Genomic DNA, 21,970 nt, shown 5'->3' on the forward strand with positions numbered 1-21,970 from the left:
CTTGGCACTCAGTTCTGGTGCGATCATAAATCTTCGCCGAAGATAGGGTATGAGTACGTTATTTCAACGAGATCAGTTGGTAAAAAAGTTAAAATTGGCATTAATCTCCACAGCCGAGGCCGATGCGGCTTGGCTTGGGGGCTCGCGCGCCACAGGAACCGAAGATGCGTATTCCGACACGGATATGGTGGTCGTATCGCTAAATCCAGAAGCTGTGTTCCAGCAAGTGGAAGAAGTTTTGCAGCGTGAATACGGCATTGAACGCATCTGGTCCCTGCAAAGGGGATTGTGGAAGAACTTTGTCCAAAAGTTCTATATTCTTTCTAACACACCGGACTTCTATTATATAGTTTACCTGTAGCTATCTCCAGGATAACTAGAATTGAATCGTCTTGCGAGCCATGCTTATGCCCGAAACTTTCTCGGGTCTTAGACTTGTACATGGTTCTATGGGTGCCGGTCCCAATGGCACAAGAGGGCGTTCCACTCAAGTCTTCTGGCCTTCGTTTCTTGAGTAGCCGTTAGTATACGTATCATCCATAACATTTACCGATGGCCCCGGCTCCTGTCGCGCTTGTTGGTGGGATTGCAACTGCCGTATTTCATGGTCCCTCTCCTATATGAGTTTTTAGAGCGAACCTCCTAGCTAAATTCATTTAATTTTCTCATGTAAATTTATGAGATGTTTTAAAATTGATTGAGCAGTCATTTTCAAAAGCTCTTCGCCCTCGCTATCTCACTGTGGGCAGGGTATTGCGGAACCGCTTCTTTTTTGTTTTTAGTCCTTAAACCGCAGCGCTCTGAGCACGCCTGCCTGGTCAGCCAGAATCATCAAATCCTTATAAGCTACGACATTGTTGAAAGTCCCTGGCCATTGGCCTTCAGGCTTCCAGACGGATAGCAGGGCCTGGTTTTCTCTGGAATACACATACAGCCCCTCTTCCCCAGGAAGCAGGATTCGATCCTGGGAATCAATCGAAACGGAAGCATAGCTGAGACCCTTGGTTGGCACTTGGATGGTCCATTCAAGTTGGCGAGTCTTTAAATTGAATTGATAAATTTTCCCGTAAATGTCTGAAACAACCAAATGATCGCCGCGCACAACCGGTTGGCTGATCAAAGACCCCGTGGTGTTGAATATGAAATAATCCTTGCCACTGGCTTTTTCGTAACAGGACAGTTGGCCAAATTTTAAGTTCTTATAAACGTCCCCGGTAGGAAGGCAGACGACGTTGTTCCAAAGAACCGGAATCCCCCAAACGGAGGTGGGTAAGGGTTTTTCCCAGACAACTTTTCCGGTCTGCAAATTGATCGCGAAGGCCTTGGTGGGAGCTTCTTCAAATCCCGCCTCCAGACCCGAGCCGATATAAGCCTTTTCACCATCCACGGCGGGGAACGTGTCAAAATGCCCAAACGGAGCTTGCCAGACTTTTTGCATTGTTTCGGGATTAATAGCGTAAAGTCCGTCCTTGCCCGCAGGGAAGACCAACAAGGATTGATTCTGGGTTTTGGTGTAAACGGCGGCTCTTTCAATATGCCCGGCTGTTTGGAAGGCTCCGGTGAATTCTCCGGATTTAAGATCGAAGGAATAGATACGGGCGTTATAGGTCAGGTGGATTCCTTCGCCAACATAGATCTTGTTATTGGCAATCACAGGAGAGGCCATGACTGGCTGGCCAATCTCGAATTTTCGCAAGAGCTGGCCGGTTTTTAGATCGACCTCAATCAGGCGGCCTTTTTCTAATCCTGCAAATAACGAGTCCCCGGCCACCAAAGGCAAACCGAAAACGACACTCTTTAAAGGCAATTCCCAAACCACTTCCAGATCGTTTGAAGCTGAAGAGGCAGATACCGTCGTCGCGAGGGAATTTGTGGTTTCATAATTTCGATCGGAAGGCTGCGGCGATGCGTTTTGCAGTTCAACCCACCAAAGCGGGTAAGGCCCGTTGGACAGATGCTGAACCCCTTTGATGGCACCATAGACAATCAAATTCGACACCAGAGCGAAAGCCAGAACTTTTGGTTTCATCAAAACTTCAAAAAGTCTTTTGGGCCCTTCGGCCTTCAGTTCAAAACCGAAAAGGGCCGCAATCCAAGTTGCCACGCTGGTTAAGATCATTCCAATGATTGTGAACGGAAGTACGACCGTTGGAATAATGGCTAATTTAGTTGCTTCGTCTAATTGTCCCGTGATTTCCATCAATCCAAACACGTTCACCTTCTTTAAATAAATGACTTGCTCCACGAACTTCCCCAACCGCAGGAAGACCCATTTCACGTGCGACAATAGCACAGTGAGATAACACCCCACCACGCGCAACGATAATGCCTTTCGCCCGTTCAAATAGGGGCGTCCAGCCCGGATCGGTGGCTTCGGCGACCAGGACATAGTTATCCGGCCAAGAATCCAAATCCTCGTCTTCGGGGTTATTCACAATATGGACGACACCAGAGGCAATGCCCGAGGACAAGGAAACGTCTTTGACCAGAGGAGCTGACGAACTGGCGCTGGCATCCTCGGTCAGAACTTTTTTGAGTTCTCCCAAAGAGAAGGTCATCGGCAAATCCACAGCTTTCAGTGCCTTGGTAAGCTGCTTTCTTTTTTGGATCAGTGCTTGAAGCTCTGAAATGTCTTGGTCTGGCTGCAAAGAAAGGATCTCATTCAGATTGAGCCAGAAGATGTCATTCCCCAGATTCATCTTTGCAGCAATGGCCAAGGCCAGCCAGCGAATCTGGGCATAGGGCTTCATGACTTCCATTTTGTTTTCTTCGCGGATCTGCAAAAGCTTTTGAAGCTCTTGGAACTCTTGTTTGAACACCGGTCTTCTGAGGCTAGAGATCTTCTGCAAGACCTCGTCAAGAAGAGCATTGGTTTTTGGGGCAGGCGCTTTGTTGACGCTAGGCTTGTATTGAGGACGCTGGGTTTCAATCCAACGCGGATGGGAAAGCTCCAGTTCCCCCACGCCACGGTGACCATAGCGTGACAAGAATGAATTCCATTTGTCGTCGCAGTCCGCAACGGCCTTTAATTCCTGATTCATTTCGCTGGCCAGGGTTTGCAGACTGGTGCCAGTCAAAAGCTGCAAAGAACTTTCAGCCTCTTCCTTGCCCAGGTCCTTTGCAATAAGGGCCATAAGACCTTGCGTGGTAGATTCAATCAGCAGAGTCAGTAAAAAGGTCCCCTGCATCGCCGTGGATGAAAATAAGTCACAGAGAGATTTTAGCTTCTGCTGCTGGGACTCTAGCGATTCCGCCTGACATTCCGCCTTGAGAGAAAAGGCATCCTGATTTGCTTGCGAAATGGATCTGGTTGAAGCCAGGACTTTTTTAGCTAGTTCGCGGCGTCCGGTTTGAATATTCCAAGCGACAGTGACCATTTTGAAAATACCATAGGGAGCGCGAGCCAGGATTGGCAAAGACAGTTTACTCCAGGCGAACTCAAGATGCGGGCGAGGATGTGGAACTAACTTGTAAGGCGACTTGCCAAAATAGACCGGCTCTAGAGAATTCAGGTTCAGATAAGCCCGACCGTAAACCCGATCGAGCAGGCTGAATTTTTCGGACCTATTGCCAAGCCCCTCGTAACCGATGGATTTCAGAGCCAAGTCGTAGGCTTGGTTTTCAGCGAAAGTTCGCTGCCAAAGATCGAAAGTCAGCTCGGTCGGAAGACCTGTCCATTCGGCAAAGGTGTGCCCATCCCAAGTGGTGTCCAAAGAGTGCTGTTTGGAAAGTCTTTGCCACTCTTGATCTAATATCTTGCGATTGTTGGATGGGGCCGCCATAGCGGTGATCGGGCGGGATTGCAGAATCCAAAAGTGCCCTTCCTGATCGATGGCCCATTCCATGTCCACCTTATAGCCAAATTCCTTTTCAACCTTCAGGCCCCATTGAGCGATGGTTTGTAAGTACTCAGACCGCCAATTTTTTGGCAAAGCGGAAGGACCCTTGTCATCAAAGCGGTAAGGGGTGACCTGACCGGAAACAAGCTGCTCGCCCTGACCTTCAACGACCTCGACCAGCCATGAGCCTTCGGGATTGCGAGGGTCCACGGAAAAGAAGACTCCCGAATACTGCGAATCAATCATACGCTGCACAAGAACGTGCATGGGGATTTGTGGCTGTTCAAAGTGGGAAGCATAGGCTTTGCTGGCGGTGCGATGAACGGCCTGAAAGCAGGTTTTCACAGCTGATTGCAGTTCTTCAGCCGTTTGCAGGTGCAAGAGAGTCACAAACTGGCCAGCATAACTAAAATCACCGCTGTCTTCACCAGAGGCAGAGCTTCGTGCGGCCACAGGATATGAACCCATTTCCTTCCACCACCTCAAAAGGGGAGCAAAATCATCTGCGCCCTGGGGTTCGTGAAAAACAACAGACCCAGGGGGAACCGGGAAGCCCTTTTGAAGCAGGTGAGCCAGGGTTGCCGCTTTGCCTCCCATCAACTTAATTTCTGAAGCTGTGGCATTACGAATATCCTGAAACGCCGAAAGTTCCGTTTCCATAAGTCTTTCCTTTGAGCAAAAGGACTATCACTTTTGGTAAAGGGGAGCAACAGTCATAGAGGGAGGGCCTATTCGTCCATGAGAGGTTTCAGGATTACCCCCTGGGAGGAGAGGTCGGCTCTGGTGGCCCGGATTGGAAAGCCATCCCGGATCTCAGAACCCTTTCTAAATTCTAGGATGCAAGTCCGTTTTTCGCACTTGAAGTCCAATATATTCGAGTTGCGGATCCGTTGTTGTGGCATAAACGATGAAAATAACAATACGGTATGAACAAATTATTAATCACCTTAGTTGGAATTGCTGTAGTTCTGGTCACTCACTCTCGCGGAACCGTGCCCCCATCTCATTCAGAAAGAGGGGGTTCCGTGAGACTTCTGCCAGCCAAGGTTCAAATAGAAAGGCAAGCTCAAGCCGCCTTGCCGAAGCCACATCATTCATCTTCAGATAATGTGCCCCCAGTGGTGGCGACGGCAGCTCCCAAGAATGACGCTGCAGAGGAAACTCAAGTGCACGCTCCCAAAGCGCCTCAGAACCTCGATCGAGATGTCCTATTTTCGCCTTATAAAGTCACCATCACGAATCAGGACTCCCCCCTGGGGCGCACTCCAAAGTCGCTTCAGAAGATCAAGTCCTTGGCCGCGATAAAGCACTTTGATTCAGTGCCTTCCTTGCGGTTCCTGTCCGGAAATTTTATTGGAGCCTATCAACGAGGGGGTAGCCTTAACGTCATACGGTTGGCGCTGTTTTTTAAAGATGATAATTTGGACGAGATGTCTTCTGTTTCTTGTGCAGGAATACTTCAACGGCACCCAACGAGTCAGAGTCTGTCAGGAAGTCTTCAGGACCAAACGGTGCAGTTTTTTTCAATGGATGGAAAGACGGAGAACCAAAGAAGTCTTCTTGTGGTGATCAAGGATCAGATTGTCATTCATGCGTGGCAGGTCGATAAAAGAGCAAAAAAACTCTGGGCTAAGGTTTATCTTGTGCAGAAGAAAGGTGATCTTTTGGAGCTGGGATATGCCCAGCTGGAACAGGCCAAAGAAATCTTTGGCTCGTGCGCTAGTATAAATTGATTAGGTTGATTCAGGGGGACGTGACTTCTTGATGATGTAATATGCGGCGCCAAGTGCGACAATAAGAGCCGCAATCCCGACCAGCGTAAGAGCAGGAGTTTCTTTAAAGTCGAGTGTGATAACCTTCCTCGATAATGCAATCAATGTAACAAGAATAACAACTTCGGCGCGCGCCGAGCTTTGATGAAGATACAGCTTCAGCGTTTCAACAAGTTCGATTCCTATCAAGACCAAAAGAAACATCGAAAATATATCTAAGAGCTCGTTCACATCTAAAAGTATGATGGGCGGTGTGATGATGTCTTTGATGAGCAGCCAGATGAGATCAATAACGGTGAGGCAAACAACAATGCTCATCAAGACGATCAGGATCCCAGTCACGATTCGTTCGAACTGTTTTAAGTAATCCATATTTCCATTTGTCGCCACGAACGCCTCTCAGGTTCAAAATTCACAGCCTCAGTTCTTAAATTAGACCCTATTGATGAACTGGGCAAGGTGCTCAGCAAGTGGCGTCTTTTGACAGTAGATTCCTTCATGACTTCTCTTTTGGGACCCATCATCCTTTGATATAAAGGGGACGTCTAAAATGGATCAGCGTGATCAATCTCAATATGTCTATGCAATGACTGGAGACGAAGTCTTAAAGCTTCTCTCCAGTCAAGTTGAGGGTCTTTCCCAAGAAGAGGTTCAAAAGCGCCAATCCAAATATGGTAAGAACATCCTTCCCCAGGCGGAAGGCGAAGGTGTGCTCAAAATATTCTTTCGTCAGATTCACAACCCCTTAATATACATTCTTCTGTCTTCTTCTGCTCTTGCATTTCTCATGGGAAAGTCGACAGACGGAACCATTGTGCTTTTCGTCGTGGTGATAAATGCCTTCATTGGCTTCTTTCAGGAATTCCGCGCCGGGAAAGCCGTCCAGGCCCTTTCAGCTATGATTCCAAACAAAGTCCGAGTCATCCGTGACAAGCAACGGCTAGAGATCGACTCAACGGACCTGGTCCCAGGTGATATTGTGCATTTGTACAGTGGAGACAAAGTTGCAGCTGACATGAGGCTGCTCGAGGTAAAAACGCTTAGGATCGAAGAAGCGGCCCTTACTGGTGAGTCGGTTCCAACTGAGAAAATCATCAGTCCAGTCGAAAAAGACAAGGTCGTTGGCGATCGGCTGAACATGGCTTTTAGCGGAACTCTAGTTTCTTTTGGTCAAGGGACGGGTGTTGTCACCGGCACTGGAGATCGAACGGAGCTTGGACGAATAGCCAAGTTGCTGAAGAGTGCAACAAAAGTTGAAACTCCACTGACTCGATCCTTAGACTCAATCGGTAAGATCCTGACGATAGCTATTTTGATCGTGGCAGTTGTTTTGCTTGTCATCAGTCTTTGGCGTGGGTTTCCTATCGTTGAAGCCGTCCTTGCGTCGATTACATTAGCTGTTGCTGCGATTCCAGAAGGGCTTCCTGCTATTATAACAATTGCGCTGGCCATTGGTGTTCGCAGGATGGCTTTGCGAAAAGCAGTTATCCGTAAGCTTCCTGCCGTTGAAACTCTCGGGTCGACCACAGTTATTTGTTCGGACAAAACAGGAACATTGACCAAAAACGAAATGACGGTTCAGGCTCTTTGGACACCGCAGGCAGATTACCGTGTCACTGGTGTTGGATACACTAATGACGGAAAGATTCTCCTCGACGGCATTATCTTGAATGAGCCAGGTGATGCTATACAGGACCTTCTGAAGGCGGGCGTTCTGTGTAACGATTCAGAAGTTGTCAATGAGGGTGAGAATCGGAAAGTACAAGGGGATCCTACAGAAGCGTCATTAATCGTGGCCTTCGAAAAGGCCAATGGCGTCGTGGCAGCAATAAAGTCCGATCATCCTCGGCTGGACTCTATTCCCTTCGAATCAGAGAGGCAATACATGGCAACTCTCCATCAAGATGGCAACCAAGGGGTTCTCTTTCTCAAGGGGGCGCCAGAGGTCATCTTAAGAGCTGTGTCCTCTGAAGAGGTCGTTGTCAACGAGGCTCGTAGCCGAATTTCTTCCTATGCGGCCCAGGGGATGCGGGTGCTGGCATTTGCGCGAAAAACCTTTCAAGGACATGAACTTACAGAGGCAGATTGCCATGGTGGTTTTGAGCTTCTTGGTCTTCAAGCTATGATTGACCCACCACGGGAAGAGGTTATCCAGGCCATTGCTGATTGTCATAGAGCCGGCATTGTCGTGAAGATGATTACAGGGGATCATCCAGAGACCGCGGAAGCAATCGCGCGGGAACTAAATATCTCTACCGGGAAGCCCGCCTTGACTGGTTCCCAGATTGAGAAAATGCGGGATGAGGAACTTGATGGTGTGGTCGCCCATATGAATGTATTTGCTCGGGTTGCCCCTGAGCACAAGCTTCGACTTGTTAAAGCTCTGCAGCGAACTGGAAATGTGACAGCGATGACCGGCGATGGAGTGAATGATGCTCCGGCACTGAAACAATCTGATATTGGCATTGCCATGGGAATTACGGGAACGTCTGTCTCAAAAGAGGCGGCCGATCTTGTTTTGCTGGACGACAATTTCACAACAATTAGAACAGCAGTCGAAGAGGGCAGAAGGATCTATGACAACCTAATCAAGTCACTTGCGTTCGTACTGCCGACCAATTTAGGTCAGGCGTTTATCATTCTTATTGCAGTTGCGTTTTTCCCAATGGAACAGGGTCATCTGTTAATGCCGATCCTGCCTGTTCAAATTCTGTGGATCAACCTTGTGGCCTCCGTAGCCCTCTCACTGCCTCTTGCCTTTGAAGCTAAAGAGCCTGATATCATGTCGCGACCACCTCGGCCCCCAAAAGAGAAAGTTTTAGGAAAGTTTGTTTTGTGGCGAACTTTGATTGTCGCACTGATTATGGCTTTAGGTGCCCTTGCGCTATTTCGCTATGAATTGAATGTCGCTCGGGAGCTCGGACATGATTTCGAAGATGTCGTTCGCAAAGCGCAAACCATGGCTGTTAACACTGTTATTTTCTTCCAGATATTCTATTTTCTGCAATGCCGTTCCCTTAAGAGCACGCTGTTCAAGATCGGAGTTTTCTCGAACCCAACGGCCTTTCTTGGTATCGGCAGTTTGATTCTGCTACAAATTGCCTTTGTTCATCTGCCATTTATGAACAAGTTTTTCCACTCAGGTCCTTTGCCTGTTGAAGGCTGGTTGAAATCAATTGCGGTCGGAGCTCTTGTGTTTCCCGTTATTGCTTTTGAAAAGATCGTGCGTCAGTCAACTCAACGCTAATCATTTGAGGATCCACGCACTTAAGTTGGCCTGCATTGCCTTATCAAAAGACATGTTCAGATCCTGGATCTTGTCCTTATTGACAAACACCGTGAAGCCTCCCCCCACCATGTACGCCAGGGGTATGTACACGGCCACCAAGTCCTCCATGGGTTCATTCGTCGGCAATGTATTCAAATCTGTTCTGGTTAAGAATCCAGCAATTCTAAATTCAGGATTGTCGAATTTTACAATGACGGCTTTTCCGTGGGGGCTTGCTTCTGCTTTTTTGAAGAAATCAGTCAAGTCGCGAATAGAGACGTAGATTGCCCCCAAAACCGGAATTCTGATGATAGTTCTTTCCAACCACTCCTTGATAAACTTCGCGACAAAAAAATCCGAAGTTCTTCCCAACACATAGATTAAAACCAGACCGCCACCGATGCCAACGCCGAAAGGCAAGGTGATTCCCATTGGTACCAATATCCCTGAAAAAACCTTATCAAAAAAATCTGCAAGCCAGTAAAGGAAGTAGAAACTCAGAATGAATGGAAGAAGAACAATAGCCCCTTTTACGAGATTGTCAGAAATATTCTGTCTTAATCCTTCGGTCTTCATATTTTTACCCCTGCTGACTTCAAATTTTCACCTAATTGCCGCCAACAAAGAAACTAAAAACGGTCATGAAATTCATATTGCTTAAAAGCAGAACGTATCCAGCATCGGAAGGAGTTAGTCTGTCGTTTAATAGGCCTGCGGTGTTTGACAAGAAGAAGGAGGCTTTTGGCAAGTGCTATAGTTCAGCTTTTCTGAAGTTACCAGGGCAGGGCGGGGGGCTCTTGAGATTAATAAATTAAAGAACTTCCGCAAGATGCGATCTAAGGCGTTTTTTAAACTCATCTATATCGATGGACTTCCCAGTTTCTTTTTCTAAACTAGTCATTACATTGCTTTTAAGGCCGCAGGGGTTCATCCCTTGGAAGGCTTCAGGGTCTTCAATAAGATTGATGGCGGCTCCGTGGAAGGTGATCCATTTTCTGACACCAATTCCCAAGGATGCAATTTTCTGTGTGCCAATCCAGACACCGGTTTCGTTATTTTCAACCTGTGTCAGAGGATTTTTTTGCAGCGACCGACCGACAACATTGGCGACACCGTAGCCGCTGATAACTTGGGCGATGGCGGATTCGAGCGTTCTTAAGTATCCTGCGATCTCATGAGAAGATCGGCCCTTGCGTGGACGAGTGAGATTTAAGATCGGATAGACAACAAGCTGGTTGGGTCCGTGATAGGTGGCTCGGCCCCCTCGCGAAACTTCCACCGTATTGCCTTTCCAAGCAAACACATCGCCGGGTTGGGTGGCTCTTCCTAAGGTGACAACAGGTGGATGTTGGCAAAAGATCAAATACCCGGGGAGCTCTTGTTTGTGCAAAGTTTCAACCAGCTCCAGTTGCTTGGTCAGAGCAAGCTCATAAGGAATCAGTCCCCAGTCTTCGAAAATCAGATCCATGATTTATCTCAATCCTCTTTCGACAAGGCTTTTCATGAAGAATTCACCCGCACGGTAAGAACTGCGAACCAGGGGGCCGGAGGCTACGTAAAGGAATCCCATGTCCTCAGAGATCCGTTTCCACTCGTCAAATTTTTCGGGGGTGACATATTCCATCACTTTTAAGTGGCGCGGAGTCGGTTGGAGGTATTGACCGAAGGTGACCACATCGCAGTCGATCTCTCGAAGGTCCTTGAGTGTTTGCAAAATTTCTTCGTCGGTTTCACCAAGCCCCAGCATCAAAGAGGTCTTCGTATAGCGTGAAGGATCACGATCCTTAACGGATTTTAGAACCTGCAAACTTTGACGATAGCCGGCTCGGGGATCTCTTACTTTTGGGGTGAGTCTTTCAACTGTTTCCACGTTGTGGGCATAGACATCGGGTTTGGCATCGGTGAGCTTGTAAATCAATTCCGTGTCGCCGCGGAAGTCACCGGCTAGAATCTCGATAATAAGATTCGGGGAGCCTTTTTTGACCTCATGAAGGGTTTTGACGAAGTGCTCAGCCCCTTGATCGGGAAGGTCATCTCGGTCGACGGTGGTGATGACGACATATTCGAGGTTCATTTTGGCGATAGATTCTGCGACTTTTTGGGGCTCAAGAGGATCAAGCACCTTTTTGGGATTTCCCGTTTTTACGTTGCAGAAACGGCAGCCTCGCGTGCAGACATCGCCCATGATCATGATCGTCGCAGTGCCACCATTCCAGCATTCCCCAATATTGGGGCAACGGGCAGACTGGCAAACTGTTGCAAGCTTTAGTTCCGACATCATTCCCTTGAGATTTTCATAGGTTTCCCCGGTGGATGCGCGAACCTTCAGCCAGCCCGGTTTTTCGAGAGTTTTCGTGTCTTTTTGCATGTGAACCTCTGCAGTCGATATCGTCTTTTAGCTTAACCTGGGGGGTATGTAAATCTTAGACTGCCAACTGCTCCTCGGGCTTTGGGTCGACGGAAGCTCCAATGCCCGTTGCTAAAGAGCCTCAGAGCTTCCGTCGCGATGTTCCATTTTCTCCGTATAAAGTCACCAACAGCTGTCCATCACTTTACGGCCACTTGATAACCGCACCTGTCGACATAGCTGAAGCATTGCCGCTCGAATCCACGGCAACCACTTGATAGGTGTATTGCACGCCTCGGGTAATATTACTATTGCGGTAGCTCAAGTTCGTGGTTTCCCCCAGCTTCACACCGTTGCGATAGATCACATATTTTTGCACAGCCACGTTGTCCGTGGAGGCTTGCCAGGTCAGATCGACTCGGGCGGATTTTCCGCCACGAAGATAAGTCAGAGTCGCTTTGACATTCCCCGGGACTGTGGGAGCCAAGGTGTCGGCGGGTGGGGCTACCGGGGCATTGCCAGCTCTCAGAGTGGATGTGTTCGCATCAACGTAAGAGGGAACTCCTGCCGCCGAAAGCAGGGTGTTTCCCTGGGCCGGGTTTACGATGTTGAAGCGCAACGTGCTCAAAGGACTTCCCACGGTCGAGTCCTTTTCAATCAGATAGAAGTACTGATTGTTGATATCAGACCCCGCCAAAGAGGAAATATCAAAGTAGAAAGAGCCTTGTTTTTCTAAAGACGTTCCGTCAAACGCCCAGTTGCCACCGTTGTTAACAAAAGCAAACGGTGTCCAGTAGGCTGCAGGTTTGGTCGTTGTATTTGTCGAAGATCCAAACTGCAAGGACACTTGCGAACGCAGGGCGTGGGACATGCTGACTTCGGCTAGAAGTTTCGGGGTGTAGGCTGTGTAGGTTGTAAATTCAACGGTTCCGACTTGCGTCAGTTGCACTCGGCCAGCTGGGGCGAAGTTTGGAACTGTCGAAGTCGCACGGAAGGCATCATAAGAAGCCCAGCCGAAGCCTTGATTGCCCCAGGTTGTTCCGAAGGAGTTTGCAATCTTGAATGCGCCAAGTTCTTGGCTTTCCACAAGGCCATTCCCGTTGATGTCAGTCCAGATTGTGTCGTCATACCCAACAATTGTAATCGCATGACCCGCGACAGTGCCATTCAGGTGAGTCACGATGATCTGGCCCACAAAAGGATTCGATCCCACGTTGGGATTAGCTTGAACCTTCTTATAGACCCAGCTGTTTGCATAAGTTCCGGTGATCACGACGTGACCGTTGGCAAGCATCTGTTTTAGTGACGCCATGCCGGCGTCGGTATTGACCACCATATAGCTCGACGGACGCATGCGCGAGTTGATGGCATTCTTCCAATGCTGAGGGTTCATACTCCAGGCGCGATAGTCCGTGTCATAGGGGAACTCCGAGTTCAAAGCGGCCCCATGCTTTTCCAGAACAGACAGAGCGGCTGAGAAATTAGAGCCGTTGTCGCTGCCGCCGTTAATAAGATTGTAAGTCCATTTCGGAGAGTAGATGCGCTGGCCATAGTTTTTGTTATTACAACCCAAGGTCAGACACACTTCGTGGCTCATCATGTAGTAGGTCGAAGCAAAGGCAACACAGGAACCTAAGCCACCTTGATTGGCGATCGGTGGGAAGGAGGCTAACGCCGAGTTGTCGACCTGAGCCGGCGCACTTCCCAGTGCAGTGCTGTAGACTCCGTCAGAGGAGGCAGCTCCCAGGGTCTCTTCCGTTTCGAATTCAGGCAGGGAAAGATCCGCAGAAATGGGAGGCTCACCGCGGTGACTACGCTCTTTGTTAATGCGTTCCAGTCCCAGACGGTTGGGGCGTACCTTCTTGACCTTCTTTGTGTGAAGTTTTTTGCTCTCCTCAGCCGTCATTGCTTTAAGGCCAGGGCGGAAGGCGGTGTTATTCTGTGCAAGGCTATGAGAAACGTTCAAAAGGAGCGTCAGGGACAGGGCCGCTCCAGCAGGCATAAAGTAATTTCTCATGGGGTTCATCTCCAGAGTTATATTGTGGTACTAAACGCAACGGCAGATTTGGGCTGAAGTCTTAATGTCGAACTGAAAAAATATGTGAATGCGAGGTGCTTCCCGCAGAAAGTGAAAAAGGACTATACAGATTGCGGCAAATTTCCGGGTCGTTACTTGTATGCGTTGGGGCTGTTAGAGCCGACGAAGGGGTGCCTTAGTTAAGGCCATTAGAACTGACCCACTCTTAAAAAGAGGGAGTCAGCATTCATTCCTCAGTGTTTATTTGGTCTCATCAGTCTTGTTGTGTGTGCGGACTTCGATCATTACTTCATTCCTTCGTAAAAAAGGAAGTGTCCACGGTGGGTCATAGCCAGCAAACACCGGTTCAGAGACCTGTTGGTAAGTTCCATTTTTAGTCAGCCACTTCAGCAATTCATCGGCTTTCTCCTGATTTTTTTCTTCCGACCAAGTCCCAGAGTACCGAAGAATCGCGAATAGTTTAGCAGGAACCGACATGAGCTTCACACGCGGATCTTTGGGGCGAGGCAGGTCTTGCATAGAATACTTTGACGGCATCATAAAACTCATCTGCCAACCATCTGCGACTTTCGTTTGCACCACGGGTGCCGTCATCTGAATCTTTTCTGAAGATGGCGCCGCCACATGGCGGCTACAGACTTTATGCTGCAACGGGTGTTATCCGAGAAAATCAGGTTCGGGCCTCAGAGGTGTCCTCTAGAGGCTTGAAGGTCCCTCGGTGACCGTTCGCTCCCAGCACATGGACACTGGTGGCTTTGGGGCCCTTTTCCCCCATGTCTTCGGCAAAACGCACTTCCTGCCCAGGCATCAGCTCGTCAAAGTTGCCGGTGACAACCGAGTTTCTGTGGAAGTAGATTTCGCGATTATCCTCCGTAAGTAAAAAACCGTACTCTAGGTCCGGAGAGATTCTAAGGACCTTGGCGTGATTGGAATTGTTTTTGGTTTTGACGTAGCCTCCCATCATTCGCATATATTCATCGACACGGCGGCGGGCCGAAAGGAAAGCATCTCGAATAGCCACATAAACATCTTCGTGGGCATGATTCAGACCACGTTCTCGGTCCACTACGAGGATGTTTCCTGGAACTGTCATACGAATTTTGATGTGATAGATACCCCCTTGATGTTGTTTGCGCGGCGGACGTTCGACGACCACGTGACAGGAAAGCAGTTGAGGGCAGGTTTCTTCAAGAGTGTCAGCGTGATCCTGAATCGCTGAGGTGACCGCGTCTGATTCCGGAAACCCCACGAATTGAATCTTTAAGTCCATCATAAATTCCTTTCCGCGATAGAACGCTTTTTCTCCATTTTACAGTAAGACTGCGGCTGCGGATCGCTGCTCTTCAACATAATGGGTGGCTTATGCAATAGAACTCTAATACAGGTCGAGGATGCCGTATTCGTGATAGGTCCATTGTCAGTTGAAATAAGATTTTTGCATTGGGTGATCAGTCCTGACCAGTCGACCTGGGCAGAGTATGGGATTTATGTTGTCCTCAGAAGCACGTGATCTATTGAATGTCGTTGTAGATCACGTAATAGATGGCGATCAATGCAATCAGCGCCGGTAAAATAAATGTCAGACCTAAAACCCACAGAGTTTTTGATCGTACTTTCTTTTCTTCCGTGGTCATGTTTGTTCCTAACCTTAAAGTTTTGTCTTGGCCTCGAACTTTCACCAATCCTTGGCTTTTGTAAAGGAAAAATAGAACGTGGATCCGCTGTCTTTAAGGCATAGCCACCTTGAGATTTCTGCTATATCATGGCTTGGAATCAGTAAAGGCAGCAAAAGTGAAGCAGAAGGTTGCAAAGACACTTGTTCGAACACTCTGGTTGAAATCCCAAGGGCTTGATCAGCCCAAGCCCTTTGGCAGCGGTCCCAAAGCCACGGTGAAGGCCATTCAACATCTGGGCTATGTTCAGATCGACACTATCAACGTGATTGAACGATCGCACCATCATATTCTGTATTCCAGAATTCCTGACTACAAGCGATCCCATCTGCAAAAAGCGCAAAGTAAAGATAAGACGGTCTTTGAATATTGGACCCATGCCTTGGCCTATGTTGCCACGGATGATTTTAAATACTTCATTAACGACATGAAGCGCCGACAGAAAAATCCATCACAATGGTATTCCTCTGTCACCGAAGCTGATGTCAAAAAGATGCTAACTACAGTCAAAAAGCAGGGGGCTATTTCGATCCGCGATGTGACCGACGATGTCTTAGAGGAAAAGAAGCACCCTTGGGCAAGCAAGAAGCCATCAAAGAAGTTCCTTCAATGCGCTTTCAATGGGGGGGAGCTGGTCATCGCAGAGCGCTTGGGTATGCTAAAAAAATATGAACTGACGGATCGTCATTTTGAATGGGAGAAAAGACCCAAAGCCGCCTCGCCCAAAGAAGTCACTGAATACAAACTGGAACGGGCCTTAAGATCCCAAGGCGTGATCAGTCTGGATTCCGCAGCCTATATGGAAAAGGCGGCGCCTAAAAATGAAATCTTAAAGGCCATCGAAGCACGCGTGCGCCAGGGCACTTTGATCCCTGTGGAAGTCAAAGGTCTTGAAAGAGTGCACTTTTGGGTCAAGCCAGAACTGCTGGAATCCCCGCTAGAAAACGTCAACAGTCTGACACACATCCTGTCGCCATTTGATCCACTGGTCATACAAAGAAAGCGTTTTCACATGTTCTTTGACTATGACCATCGCTTCGAAGCCTATGTGCCGAAAGAAAAACGCAGATACGGTTACTTCGCATTGCCGGTGATCATCGGTGATCAGGCTGTTGCGGTTTTGGACTTAAAAACTGACAGGCAGAAGCAAAAACTTCTGATTCAACAATGGAGCTGGCTGGGAAAACACAAAACCAAGGTGAATAAGCAATTGATCGAGCAAGAGTTGGAACGATTTGAAAGGTTTCAACTGGGAACGTAGGCAGGGTGAACGCTTTGTTGTCAGAGGCGCGCGCAATTTCTGCGGGCGCGCCTTTTTAAATAGCCAGTTCTTTGGTCTGCGGAGAAAGGCTTGCGGCCTTTTCAAACAGAGTGTCCACGTGACCTGCGACGGAGGACACCTTATGGTCAATAGCATCGCAGTGGGAATTGAGCTCCTGGGCTGCTTTTTGAATGGAGCTGTTTGAAGACTGCAGCAGATTAATGAATCGCAGCATTTCTTCCAGATAATGAACGAAGGTAACTTTAACTTCGTTCACACGGGCAGATTCTACGGCTCCGATTTGCCGGATGACTTCCAGACCTGTTGTAAATCTTTTTACGTCCGCAAGTTGTGAAGAGATTTTCGACAGTTGTTCGGCCAGGGCCTTAATTTCAACGGTCAGTTCGTGCGAATTGCCACGGAAAAGGCTGGCAAAGTTGTCTCGGACAATCAGCATATCTGAAAAAGCATTTTCGGAGTGCTGACTTTTTTGAATGGATTCTTTGATAAAGAAATCCACCATCATCATCTGCACGTCCATCGAAACAATTTTAAGAGTGCATTTCTGGATTGTTTCAGTCAGATTTTGTTCGAAGTGTTCCAGTCCGGACAGATGGGTTCTGATTTGTTCGGAAAGATCAGAGAACTCTTTGGCCACAACACCCAGAGAAGAGGCCACCTCTCCGAATTTGGCAGCAGCAACCGTCATGTTTAAAGCATTGAACTTCAGCTGCGTGAATCCACTGGTCAGATGTTCCATGGTGGTGACCAAGGACTTATTGATATTCTGAAAATCCTGAACTCTTTTAAAGCAGTTCTTCAGGTCCTTGGAGGTTTTGGAGCTGATATTAGAAATGTCGGCAATAACACCCACGCTGCCAGACTTTCTTTCCACGTCCCGGTCAGGCAGGGCATTGATTTCAGCAAAGGCCGCTTGAATCATAAAGTCAGTGTAGTCCCGGAATCCAGCCTTCTGTACCTGATCAAGTAGGAAGGGAACCGAGCCCTCCATGCCTTCTTTTTCTTCAATCGCCAAGGTGGCTGTATAAAGTTCTTTGACGACACTAAAAATGGGCGAAGAGGGTTTCATGCGGATAGAAAGATATCCATCCTTGATGGGGAACACGAATGCATAAACCCAGTAATAGCTGCCATTGGCCGACAGGTTTTTTACATACGCGGCGATGGGGCGGCCCGCAAGCAGTGTATCCCAAAGAAGCTTAAAGACAGCGCGAGGCATATCGGGGTGGCGAATGATGCTGTGAGGAGCTCCGTTCAGAGTTTCTCGAGTATACCCGCTGACGCGAACAAAAACATCATTGCCGAAAGTGATCACGCCACGATTGTTGGTGGTGCTGAAAAACAGTTCATCAAAGCCAAAGGGGCTTTCATTTTGATTGGGTGTTGGTCTTTTCATTTCTTGCCTCTAATAGTTTGATTTGAACACAACCTGTTAGGGACAACAAAAGACGAAAAAATAAACACGACCTGGAGGATGGAGACCCGACTTATTGCCGGTTCAATCCTTTGTCCTTTTCAATGGACAAGGCCCCCGCATCGGCCAGCGTTTGGAGCGCTCGGAGATCTGACCTGGATCGAGTGAAGTATTGACTCACCATGCAAGGGTTCCCATGGTTTAGATCCCTCACCAGCTTAAACAGCCCACCTGACTTTTTACCGGCGACAGTCACCCCACCAAAACTGAAGTAAACCACGCCTTTGGACGTCAAGCTGTGCTGCCACAGAATCAAAGAATTTTTACTGCGCAAACGGATCTTGGACTTTGCAGAAATCTCCACAGGTGCACTTGGGACGGTCTTAAACCCTTGCGATGAAATATGCTGCATCCAGGACTTTAAGAAGGTCTCTTGCAGTTCTTCGACACTTAATCTCTGCAAAAGTTCGATGGTCTGAAGGTAGGCTTTGGGAAGTTCGCTCACTTCGCCGGAATCGCTGTGCAGTTTCTTAAACTGAGTTGCCACCTTGTTACCGGCAGCGCCGCTTTTTTGTGCCAGCAGACCTTTTAAAGAATCAGAGATCATTTCCTTGTGTGGCTGATCCACCCAAACCCCCAGGCTCCAGGTGGCACTGAAGGATCCATCCGATTCCGCAATATGCCAGGCCGAAGAAGGCCAATAGGTCATGTCACCGGGGCGGGCCTCTAAAAGTTCGGATGCTTTTTTGTGTTTTTCATACTTAAACGCACGATCCAAGGAAGGATTCTTTTTCACATACTGTGGTTCCCACAGTCGGAACCGTTTAACCCCCGCAACTGGGAAGCTAAAGACCCCGCAGGAATCCACATGCACTCCAAATGGAGTTTTGCGGTAATTCCCCAAATACAAACCCATTTCCGAAAAGCGATTCGGGAACCCGACGTGACGATACAGCTCGTCGGTAAATTCTGTCAGCAGATGTTGCTTTTTGTGATTCACCTGCAAAAGCTCATCACAGACCAGGCAGTAGTCCGGAAACAGCGCTTTCATGCGCGCATGGTAGCCTAAAAGGGATTTGTCCTGTTTTTCAGGCAGAACTTGCAGGACGTCTTCTTCCTCTGCTTTAAAACCATCGATGAAAAACTTAAAACCCGTCGGATCGTTTAGTTTGCGGCAGCGATCTGCATACAAGACAAGCAAATCAAAAACTTCGGCGTCGGTTATTTCCAGAAGGCCGGATTTGACGTTTCTTAGAACCAGCGCTTTTTTCTCCCAGATATTCCGGGAAAAATTGCGCCAAAATTTTTTGTCCAACATCGTCTTCATGCCCGGCAGAGTCGTTGAGATCGCCGTCAGAGTCAAATAAAGCACCCCAAAAACATAAGCCCCCGACGAGGGTTTGTAAATTTGACCCGCGCGACGGAATGAACCGCATAACCCCTTGTGATTACCTAGGATTTATCATAAAAAGTCCACTCTGGAGAAGCCCCTCATGAACGCAGTCCCTGTTACATTTGAAGATCCCATTTTGACCATCGAGCTTAAGCGGGATGTCACCAAACACCTAAAACAGGGCCATCGCTGGATTTTCGCCAACTGCTTTGAAGAACGTCGGTCCATCAAGTCGGGCATTCATATTCTCAACTACAAAGGCGAGCCATTGGCTTTGGGGATCTGGCAGGGTGATACGCAGTTGCGTTTCCGCGTGCTGGTGTTGGCTGAAGAGCCGATCTTCCGCCGCAACAACATGAAACGCACCCTGGAGCTTTACTTTGAAAGCCAGTGGCGCAAGGCCGTGGAAATCCGTAAGACCTTCGATCTTTCTGTCACCAACTCCTTCCGCCTGATCAATGGGGAGGGGGATGGTTTCCCTGGGCTGGTGGTTGATGTTTATAACGACACGGCTGTGATCAAACACGATCACGCCATCATGGAAAAAACCTGGAACGCCAGTGCAATTGCAGAAAAGATTCAGGCGGATTTCCCTCAGGTAAAGTGTGTGTACCTGAAGCGCCGTAACGACGCTGATGAAAAAGGCACAAACATCGTGGGCACATTGGCGCCCGAGGTGCAGTTCCTTGAAAATGGAGTTCTGTTTGCCTCTAACATCCGTGATGCCGCCAAGACGGGGTTCTTCTTGGATCAGCGTGACAACCGCAAGATGATCCAGAACTTTGCCAAAGGTAAAACCGTTTTAAATCTGTTCAGTTATACAGGCGGATTTTCCATTTTTGCTGCCAAAGGTGGCGCCAAAGAAGTGACCAGTGTGGATATTGCCAAGGTGGCCATCCAGGCGGTCGCCAGAAACTTTGAAATCAATGGTCTGACAACAGTTCACCATGATATCGCCACCGATGCCTTTGAGTATCTGGAAAAGCAGAATGCCGAAAAGAAAAAATACGATCTGGTGATCACTGATCCGCCCAGCTTTGCTCCGAATGAAAAATCCGTCGAACAAGCCAAGGCTGCTTACACGAAGGTCTTTAGCAATTCGATCAAGCTGGTCAACCCCGAGGGGTTATTTGCGGCCAGCTCCTGTTCCAGTCATATCTCGACCCGGGATTTTATGGAAATATGCAAAGAGGCCTTTTCGCGTGCGCGCAAGAAGGGCACACTGGTATATCAAGGCGGGCAGCCGGTGGATCATCCCTATCCCATGGCGATGGAAGAGCTTCGTTACTTGAAGTTTGCCCTGTTCCGTCTGGATTAGTTGATTTTTGGGTTTGATTTAAAGAGGTTCATAAGTGGATAGCATCGCCAGTCTTCGTCAGGAAATTGATCAGGTTCATAAAGAGCTTCATGCGCTGCTGTTGCGCCGTCGTGAACTGACCATGGCGGTATGGAAGATTAAGCAAGAGCAGGGCTTGCCGTTTTTTAGCCCCGAGCGCGAAGAGCAGATTATCCAGAGCTTCGTGGCTATGCAGCCGCATCGGCCCAATGACCCTGCCTTCGAGGAACTTCTTAAGGGCGTCATGAATTCCATCTTAAGAGAGTATGAGAAATACCTAAAAGCTCAGTTTCCCACAAAATAAAAAAAGCCCCTGTTGATCTGTACCCCAAAAAGTGGACAGTTAAATAAAAGGGCCCTCTAAGTGAAACCTCGGCATTCTGCCGGGGTTTTTCCTTTTAAGCCCCATTGGGGACGTTCGTTATTGTAGTAGTTAATATAACGGTCTATCTCTGCTACCAATTCCTCAAACGTATGGCAACTTTGAAGATCCACTTCATCTTTTAAATGACCAAAAAAACTTTCTATAGGCGCATTGTCCAGGCAGTTGCCTTTTCTGGACATGGACTGGGTGACACCCCACTTAGACAAAAGATCTCGATACGTCTTGGATGTATAGTGACACCCTTGGTCCGAATGCATGATCAAACTCTCTGGCTTTCGGCTGAATAGGTCTTCCAGGCCTCGAATCGCAACGTGTAGTCCAGCTCCAGGAGAAACCGTATAGTGGACGATATCTTTCACTGCCAAGTCTTTTACGGCTGACAGATAAGCCCTGTTTCCTTTGCCATAGTCTAAGTAGGTAATGTCTGTTGAATAAACTGTGTCTTTCTTTTCAACATTAAATTGCCTGCTTAGGATGTTCGGACTTACCCGGTGTTCCTCACCTGATGCCCAGCCTTGCTTGTACTTATTCTTACGTCGGATAGTCGCCTGAAGGCCGTACTTCTTCATTAACCGTCTAATTTTCTTCAGGTTCATGTTGATCCAGAAGTGGCGTTGCAAAAGCATCTTTATTGTCCTAGCGCCGGCTTTACCCCTTCTATACGCAAAAATGATTTGCACCCATTCCGCGTCTGTTGTGATGACCTGGGGAGATGCTCTTTGGGCAAACCAGTAGTAATAGCCACTGGTACTGACTTGAGCCTGAGCGCACAGCCTGCTGAGACATAGATCAGGCCGATGATTGACCGCCTTGCTAATCAACGCGAACTTTTCTTGTTTGCGTATTTTGCCTCCAAGGCGCGGAGCTTTTTTAGGAAGTCGTTCTCCGCGCGAAGATAAGCGATTTCATCTTCTGCTGATTTAAGCTTTTTTCCCTTGGGTCGACCTGTAGACTTAGAACCTCGGCGGTCTTTCTTTAATCCACCTTCTTGGGTAGACATCTTTTCCCAACGCTGAAGGCACTTCTTGGCATAATCCACACCAAATAAGGATAGGTTAATACCAGCATCTTTAAAAATTTGACTAGGAGTTTGTCCCTCTTCCCGAAGCCTTAAGGCCCTAACCTTAAATTCGGGGGTATAGGCAACATTGGACTGCGTTACCTTTAGAACATTCGGATTCTTCTCAAGATCTCGGCGATCTCTTTCGGACAGTGAGCCCATG

At 48.2% G+C, this 21,970-nt stretch carries 20 protein-coding genes; 6 read left to right on the forward strand and 14 right to left on the reverse strand.

Annotation, left to right across the window (positions count from 1 at the left end):
• The first annotated feature begins 49 nt into the window (after positions 1–49).
• Positions 50–361 carry a nucleotidyltransferase domain-containing protein gene (locus ACZ5ZV_RS06195; RefSeq protein ID WP_464120563.1) on the forward strand — a complete coding sequence of 104 codons (312 nt, stop codon included), beginning with the start codon at positions 50–52 and terminating at the stop codon, positions 359–361.
• 417 nt (positions 362–778) lie between these two features.
• Here ACZ5ZV_RS06195 and ACZ5ZV_RS06200 read toward each other — a convergent pair whose 3' ends face one another.
• Together ACZ5ZV_RS06200 and ACZ5ZV_RS06205 are read right to left on the reverse strand one after the other, a co-directional pair.
• Positions 779–2,245 carry an outer membrane protein assembly factor BamB family protein gene (locus ACZ5ZV_RS06200; protein ID WP_464120564.1) on the reverse strand — a complete coding sequence of 489 codons (1,467 nt, stop codon included), beginning with the start codon at positions 2,243–2,245 and terminating at the stop codon, positions 779–781.
• Positions 2,166–4,499: a PEP/pyruvate-binding domain-containing protein gene (locus ACZ5ZV_RS06205; RefSeq protein WP_464120565.1), complete on the reverse strand. Its 2,334-nt coding sequence runs from the start codon at positions 4,497–4,499 to the stop codon at positions 2,166–2,168. The genes ACZ5ZV_RS06200 and ACZ5ZV_RS06205 overlap by 80 nt, the downstream gene beginning before the upstream one ends.
• Positions 4,500–4,864: 365 nt before the next feature.
• Between ACZ5ZV_RS06205 and ACZ5ZV_RS06210 the strand changes: the two genes are divergently transcribed.
• A complete protein-coding gene (locus ACZ5ZV_RS06210) occupies positions 4,865–5,572 on the forward strand; it encodes a hypothetical protein (RefSeq protein WP_464120566.1) in 708 nt (235 codons plus the stop codon).
• Here the strand turns inward: ACZ5ZV_RS06210 and ACZ5ZV_RS06215 are convergent, their stop codons facing one another.
• On the reverse strand, positions 5,573–6,001 hold the full coding sequence (locus ACZ5ZV_RS06215; protein ID WP_464120567.1) for a phosphate-starvation-inducible PsiE family protein: 429 nt from the start codon (positions 5,999–6,001) through the stop codon (positions 5,573–5,575).
• Between the two features lie 160 nt (positions 6,002–6,161).
• On the opposite strand from ACZ5ZV_RS06215, the gene ACZ5ZV_RS06220 reads away from it, so the two are divergent.
• A complete protein-coding gene (locus tag ACZ5ZV_RS06220) occupies positions 6,162–8,858 on the forward strand; it encodes a cation-translocating P-type ATPase (protein ID WP_464120568.1) in 2,697 nt (898 codons plus the stop codon).
• Here the strand turns inward: ACZ5ZV_RS06220 and ACZ5ZV_RS06225 are convergent, their stop codons facing one another.
• The 7 genes from ACZ5ZV_RS06225 to ACZ5ZV_RS06255 all read right to left on the reverse strand — a co-directional run bounded on the left by ACZ5ZV_RS06225 (position 8,859) and on the right by ACZ5ZV_RS06255 (position 14,898).
• The gene (locus ACZ5ZV_RS06225) at positions 8,859–9,455 is read right to left on the reverse strand and encodes a DUF502 domain-containing protein (protein ID WP_464120569.1); all 597 of its coding nucleotides are present in this window, start codon (positions 9,453–9,455) and stop codon (positions 8,859–8,861) included.
• Between the two features lie 235 nt (positions 9,456–9,690).
• On the reverse strand, positions 9,691–10,347 hold the full coding sequence (gene lipB, locus ACZ5ZV_RS06230) for a lipoyl(octanoyl) transferase LipB (protein ID WP_464120570.1): 657 nt from the start codon (positions 10,345–10,347) through the stop codon (positions 9,691–9,693).
• 3 nt (positions 10,348–10,350) lie between these two features.
• Positions 10,351–11,247 (reverse strand): lipoyl synthase, encoded by an 897-nt coding sequence (gene lipA, locus ACZ5ZV_RS06235; protein WP_464120571.1) that lies wholly within the window; start codon positions 11,245–11,247, stop codon positions 10,351–10,353.
• A 184-nt stretch (positions 11,248–11,431) separates the two neighbouring features.
• Positions 11,432–13,243 carry a C1 family peptidase gene (locus tag ACZ5ZV_RS06240; protein ID WP_464120572.1) on the reverse strand — a complete coding sequence of 604 codons (1,812 nt, stop codon included), beginning with the start codon at positions 13,241–13,243 and terminating at the stop codon, positions 11,432–11,434.
• A 261-nt stretch (positions 13,244–13,504) separates the two neighbouring features.
• On the reverse strand, positions 13,505–13,888 hold the full coding sequence (locus ACZ5ZV_RS06245) for an SOUL family heme-binding protein (protein WP_464121393.1): 384 nt from the start codon (positions 13,886–13,888) through the stop codon (positions 13,505–13,507).
• A gap of 46 nt (positions 13,889–13,934) precedes the next feature.
• The gene (locus ACZ5ZV_RS06250; RefSeq protein WP_464120573.1) at positions 13,935–14,537 is read right to left on the reverse strand and encodes a cold shock domain-containing protein; all 603 of its coding nucleotides are present in this window, start codon (positions 14,535–14,537) and stop codon (positions 13,935–13,937) included.
• Between the two features lie 238 nt (positions 14,538–14,775).
• The gene (locus ACZ5ZV_RS06255) at positions 14,776–14,898 is read right to left on the reverse strand and encodes a hypothetical protein (protein ID WP_464120574.1); all 123 of its coding nucleotides are present in this window, start codon (positions 14,896–14,898) and stop codon (positions 14,776–14,778) included.
• A gap of 157 nt (positions 14,899–15,055) precedes the next feature.
• Between ACZ5ZV_RS06255 and ACZ5ZV_RS06260 the strand changes: the two genes are divergently transcribed.
• On the forward strand, positions 15,056–16,198 hold the full coding sequence (locus ACZ5ZV_RS06260) for a winged helix-turn-helix domain-containing protein (RefSeq protein ID WP_464120575.1): 1,143 nt from the start codon (positions 15,056–15,058) through the stop codon (positions 16,196–16,198).
• Between the two features lie 55 nt (positions 16,199–16,253).
• Here the strand turns inward: ACZ5ZV_RS06260 and ACZ5ZV_RS06265 are convergent, their stop codons facing one another.
• Positions 16,254–17,615, reverse strand: a complete 1,362-nt coding sequence (locus ACZ5ZV_RS06265; protein ID WP_464120576.1) for a PAS domain-containing protein — start codon at positions 17,613–17,615, stop codon at positions 16,254–16,256.
• Positions 17,616–17,706: 91 nt separating this feature from the next.
• A complete protein-coding gene (locus ACZ5ZV_RS06270; RefSeq protein ID WP_464120577.1) occupies positions 17,707–19,005 on the reverse strand; it encodes a JmjC domain-containing protein in 1,299 nt (432 codons plus the stop codon).
• A 121-nt stretch (positions 19,006–19,126) separates the two neighbouring features.
• Between ACZ5ZV_RS06270 and ACZ5ZV_RS06275 the strand changes: the two genes are divergently transcribed.
• Together ACZ5ZV_RS06275 and ACZ5ZV_RS06280 are read left to right on the forward strand one after the other, a co-directional pair.
• Positions 19,127–20,344, forward strand: a complete 1,218-nt coding sequence (locus ACZ5ZV_RS06275; RefSeq protein WP_464120578.1) for a class I SAM-dependent rRNA methyltransferase — start codon at positions 19,127–19,129, stop codon at positions 20,342–20,344.
• 34 nt (positions 20,345–20,378) lie between these two features.
• Positions 20,379–20,666, forward strand: coding sequence for a chorismate mutase (locus tag ACZ5ZV_RS06280; RefSeq protein WP_464120579.1), 288 nt, complete (start codon positions 20,379–20,381; stop codon positions 20,664–20,666).
• A gap of 56 nt (positions 20,667–20,722) precedes the next feature.
• Here ACZ5ZV_RS06280 and ACZ5ZV_RS06285 read toward each other — a convergent pair whose 3' ends face one another.
• Together ACZ5ZV_RS06285 and ACZ5ZV_RS06290 are read right to left on the reverse strand one after the other, a co-directional pair.
• Positions 20,723–21,568, reverse strand: coding sequence for an IS3 family transposase (locus tag ACZ5ZV_RS06285; RefSeq protein WP_464117088.1), 846 nt, complete (start codon positions 21,566–21,568; stop codon positions 20,723–20,725).
• Positions 21,565–21,969: a transposase gene (locus tag ACZ5ZV_RS06290; RefSeq protein WP_464117089.1), complete on the reverse strand. Its 405-nt coding sequence runs from the start codon at positions 21,967–21,969 to the stop codon at positions 21,565–21,567. The genes ACZ5ZV_RS06285 and ACZ5ZV_RS06290 overlap by 4 nt, the downstream gene beginning before the upstream one ends.
• Position 21,970 lies beyond the last annotated feature (1 nt).

Source organism: Bdellovibrio sp. HAGR004 (genome assembly GCF_055397015.1).

Bases quoted from the DNA above. Each gene is read 5' to 3' on its own strand.
- ACZ5ZV_RS06250 (WP_464120573.1), bottom strand. From the start codon at position 14,537: ATGATGGACTTAAAGATTCAATTCGTGGGGTTTCCGGAATCAGACGCG.
- ACZ5ZV_RS06220 (WP_464120568.1), top strand. From the start codon at position 6,162: ATGGATCAGCGTGATCAATCTCAATATGTCTATGCAATGACTGGAGAC.
- ACZ5ZV_RS06195 (WP_464120563.1), top strand. From the start codon at position 50: ATGAGTACGTTATTTCAACGAGATCAGTTGGTAAAAAAGTTAAAATTG.
- lipB (WP_464120570.1), bottom strand. From the start codon at position 10,347: ATGGATCTGATTTTCGAAGACTGGGGACTGATTCCTTATGAGCTTGCT.
- ACZ5ZV_RS06275 (WP_464120578.1), top strand. From the start codon at position 19,127: ATGAACGCAGTCCCTGTTACATTTGAAGATCCCATTTTGACCATCGAG.
- ACZ5ZV_RS06265 (WP_464120576.1), bottom strand. From the start codon at position 17,615: ATGAAAAGACCAACACCCAATCAAAATGAAAGCCCCTTTGGCTTTGAT.
- ACZ5ZV_RS06225 (WP_464120569.1), bottom strand. From the start codon at position 9,455: ATGAAGACCGAAGGATTAAGACAGAATATTTCTGACAATCTCGTAAAA.
- ACZ5ZV_RS06240 (WP_464120572.1), bottom strand. From the start codon at position 13,243: ATGAGAAATTACTTTATGCCTGCTGGAGCGGCCCTGTCCCTGACGCTC.
- ACZ5ZV_RS06290 (WP_464117089.1), bottom strand. From the start codon at position 21,969: ATGGGCTCACTGTCCGAAAGAGATCGCCGAGATCTTGAGAAGAATCCG.
- ACZ5ZV_RS06255 (WP_464120574.1), bottom strand. From the start codon at position 14,898: ATGACCACGGAAGAAAAGAAAGTACGATCAAAAACTCTGTGGGTTTTA.
- ACZ5ZV_RS06205 (WP_464120565.1), bottom strand. From the start codon at position 4,499: ATGGAAACGGAACTTTCGGCGTTTCAGGATATTCGTAATGCCACAGCT.
- lipA (WP_464120571.1), bottom strand. From the start codon at position 11,247: ATGCAAAAAGACACGAAAACTCTCGAAAAACCGGGCTGGCTGAAGGTT.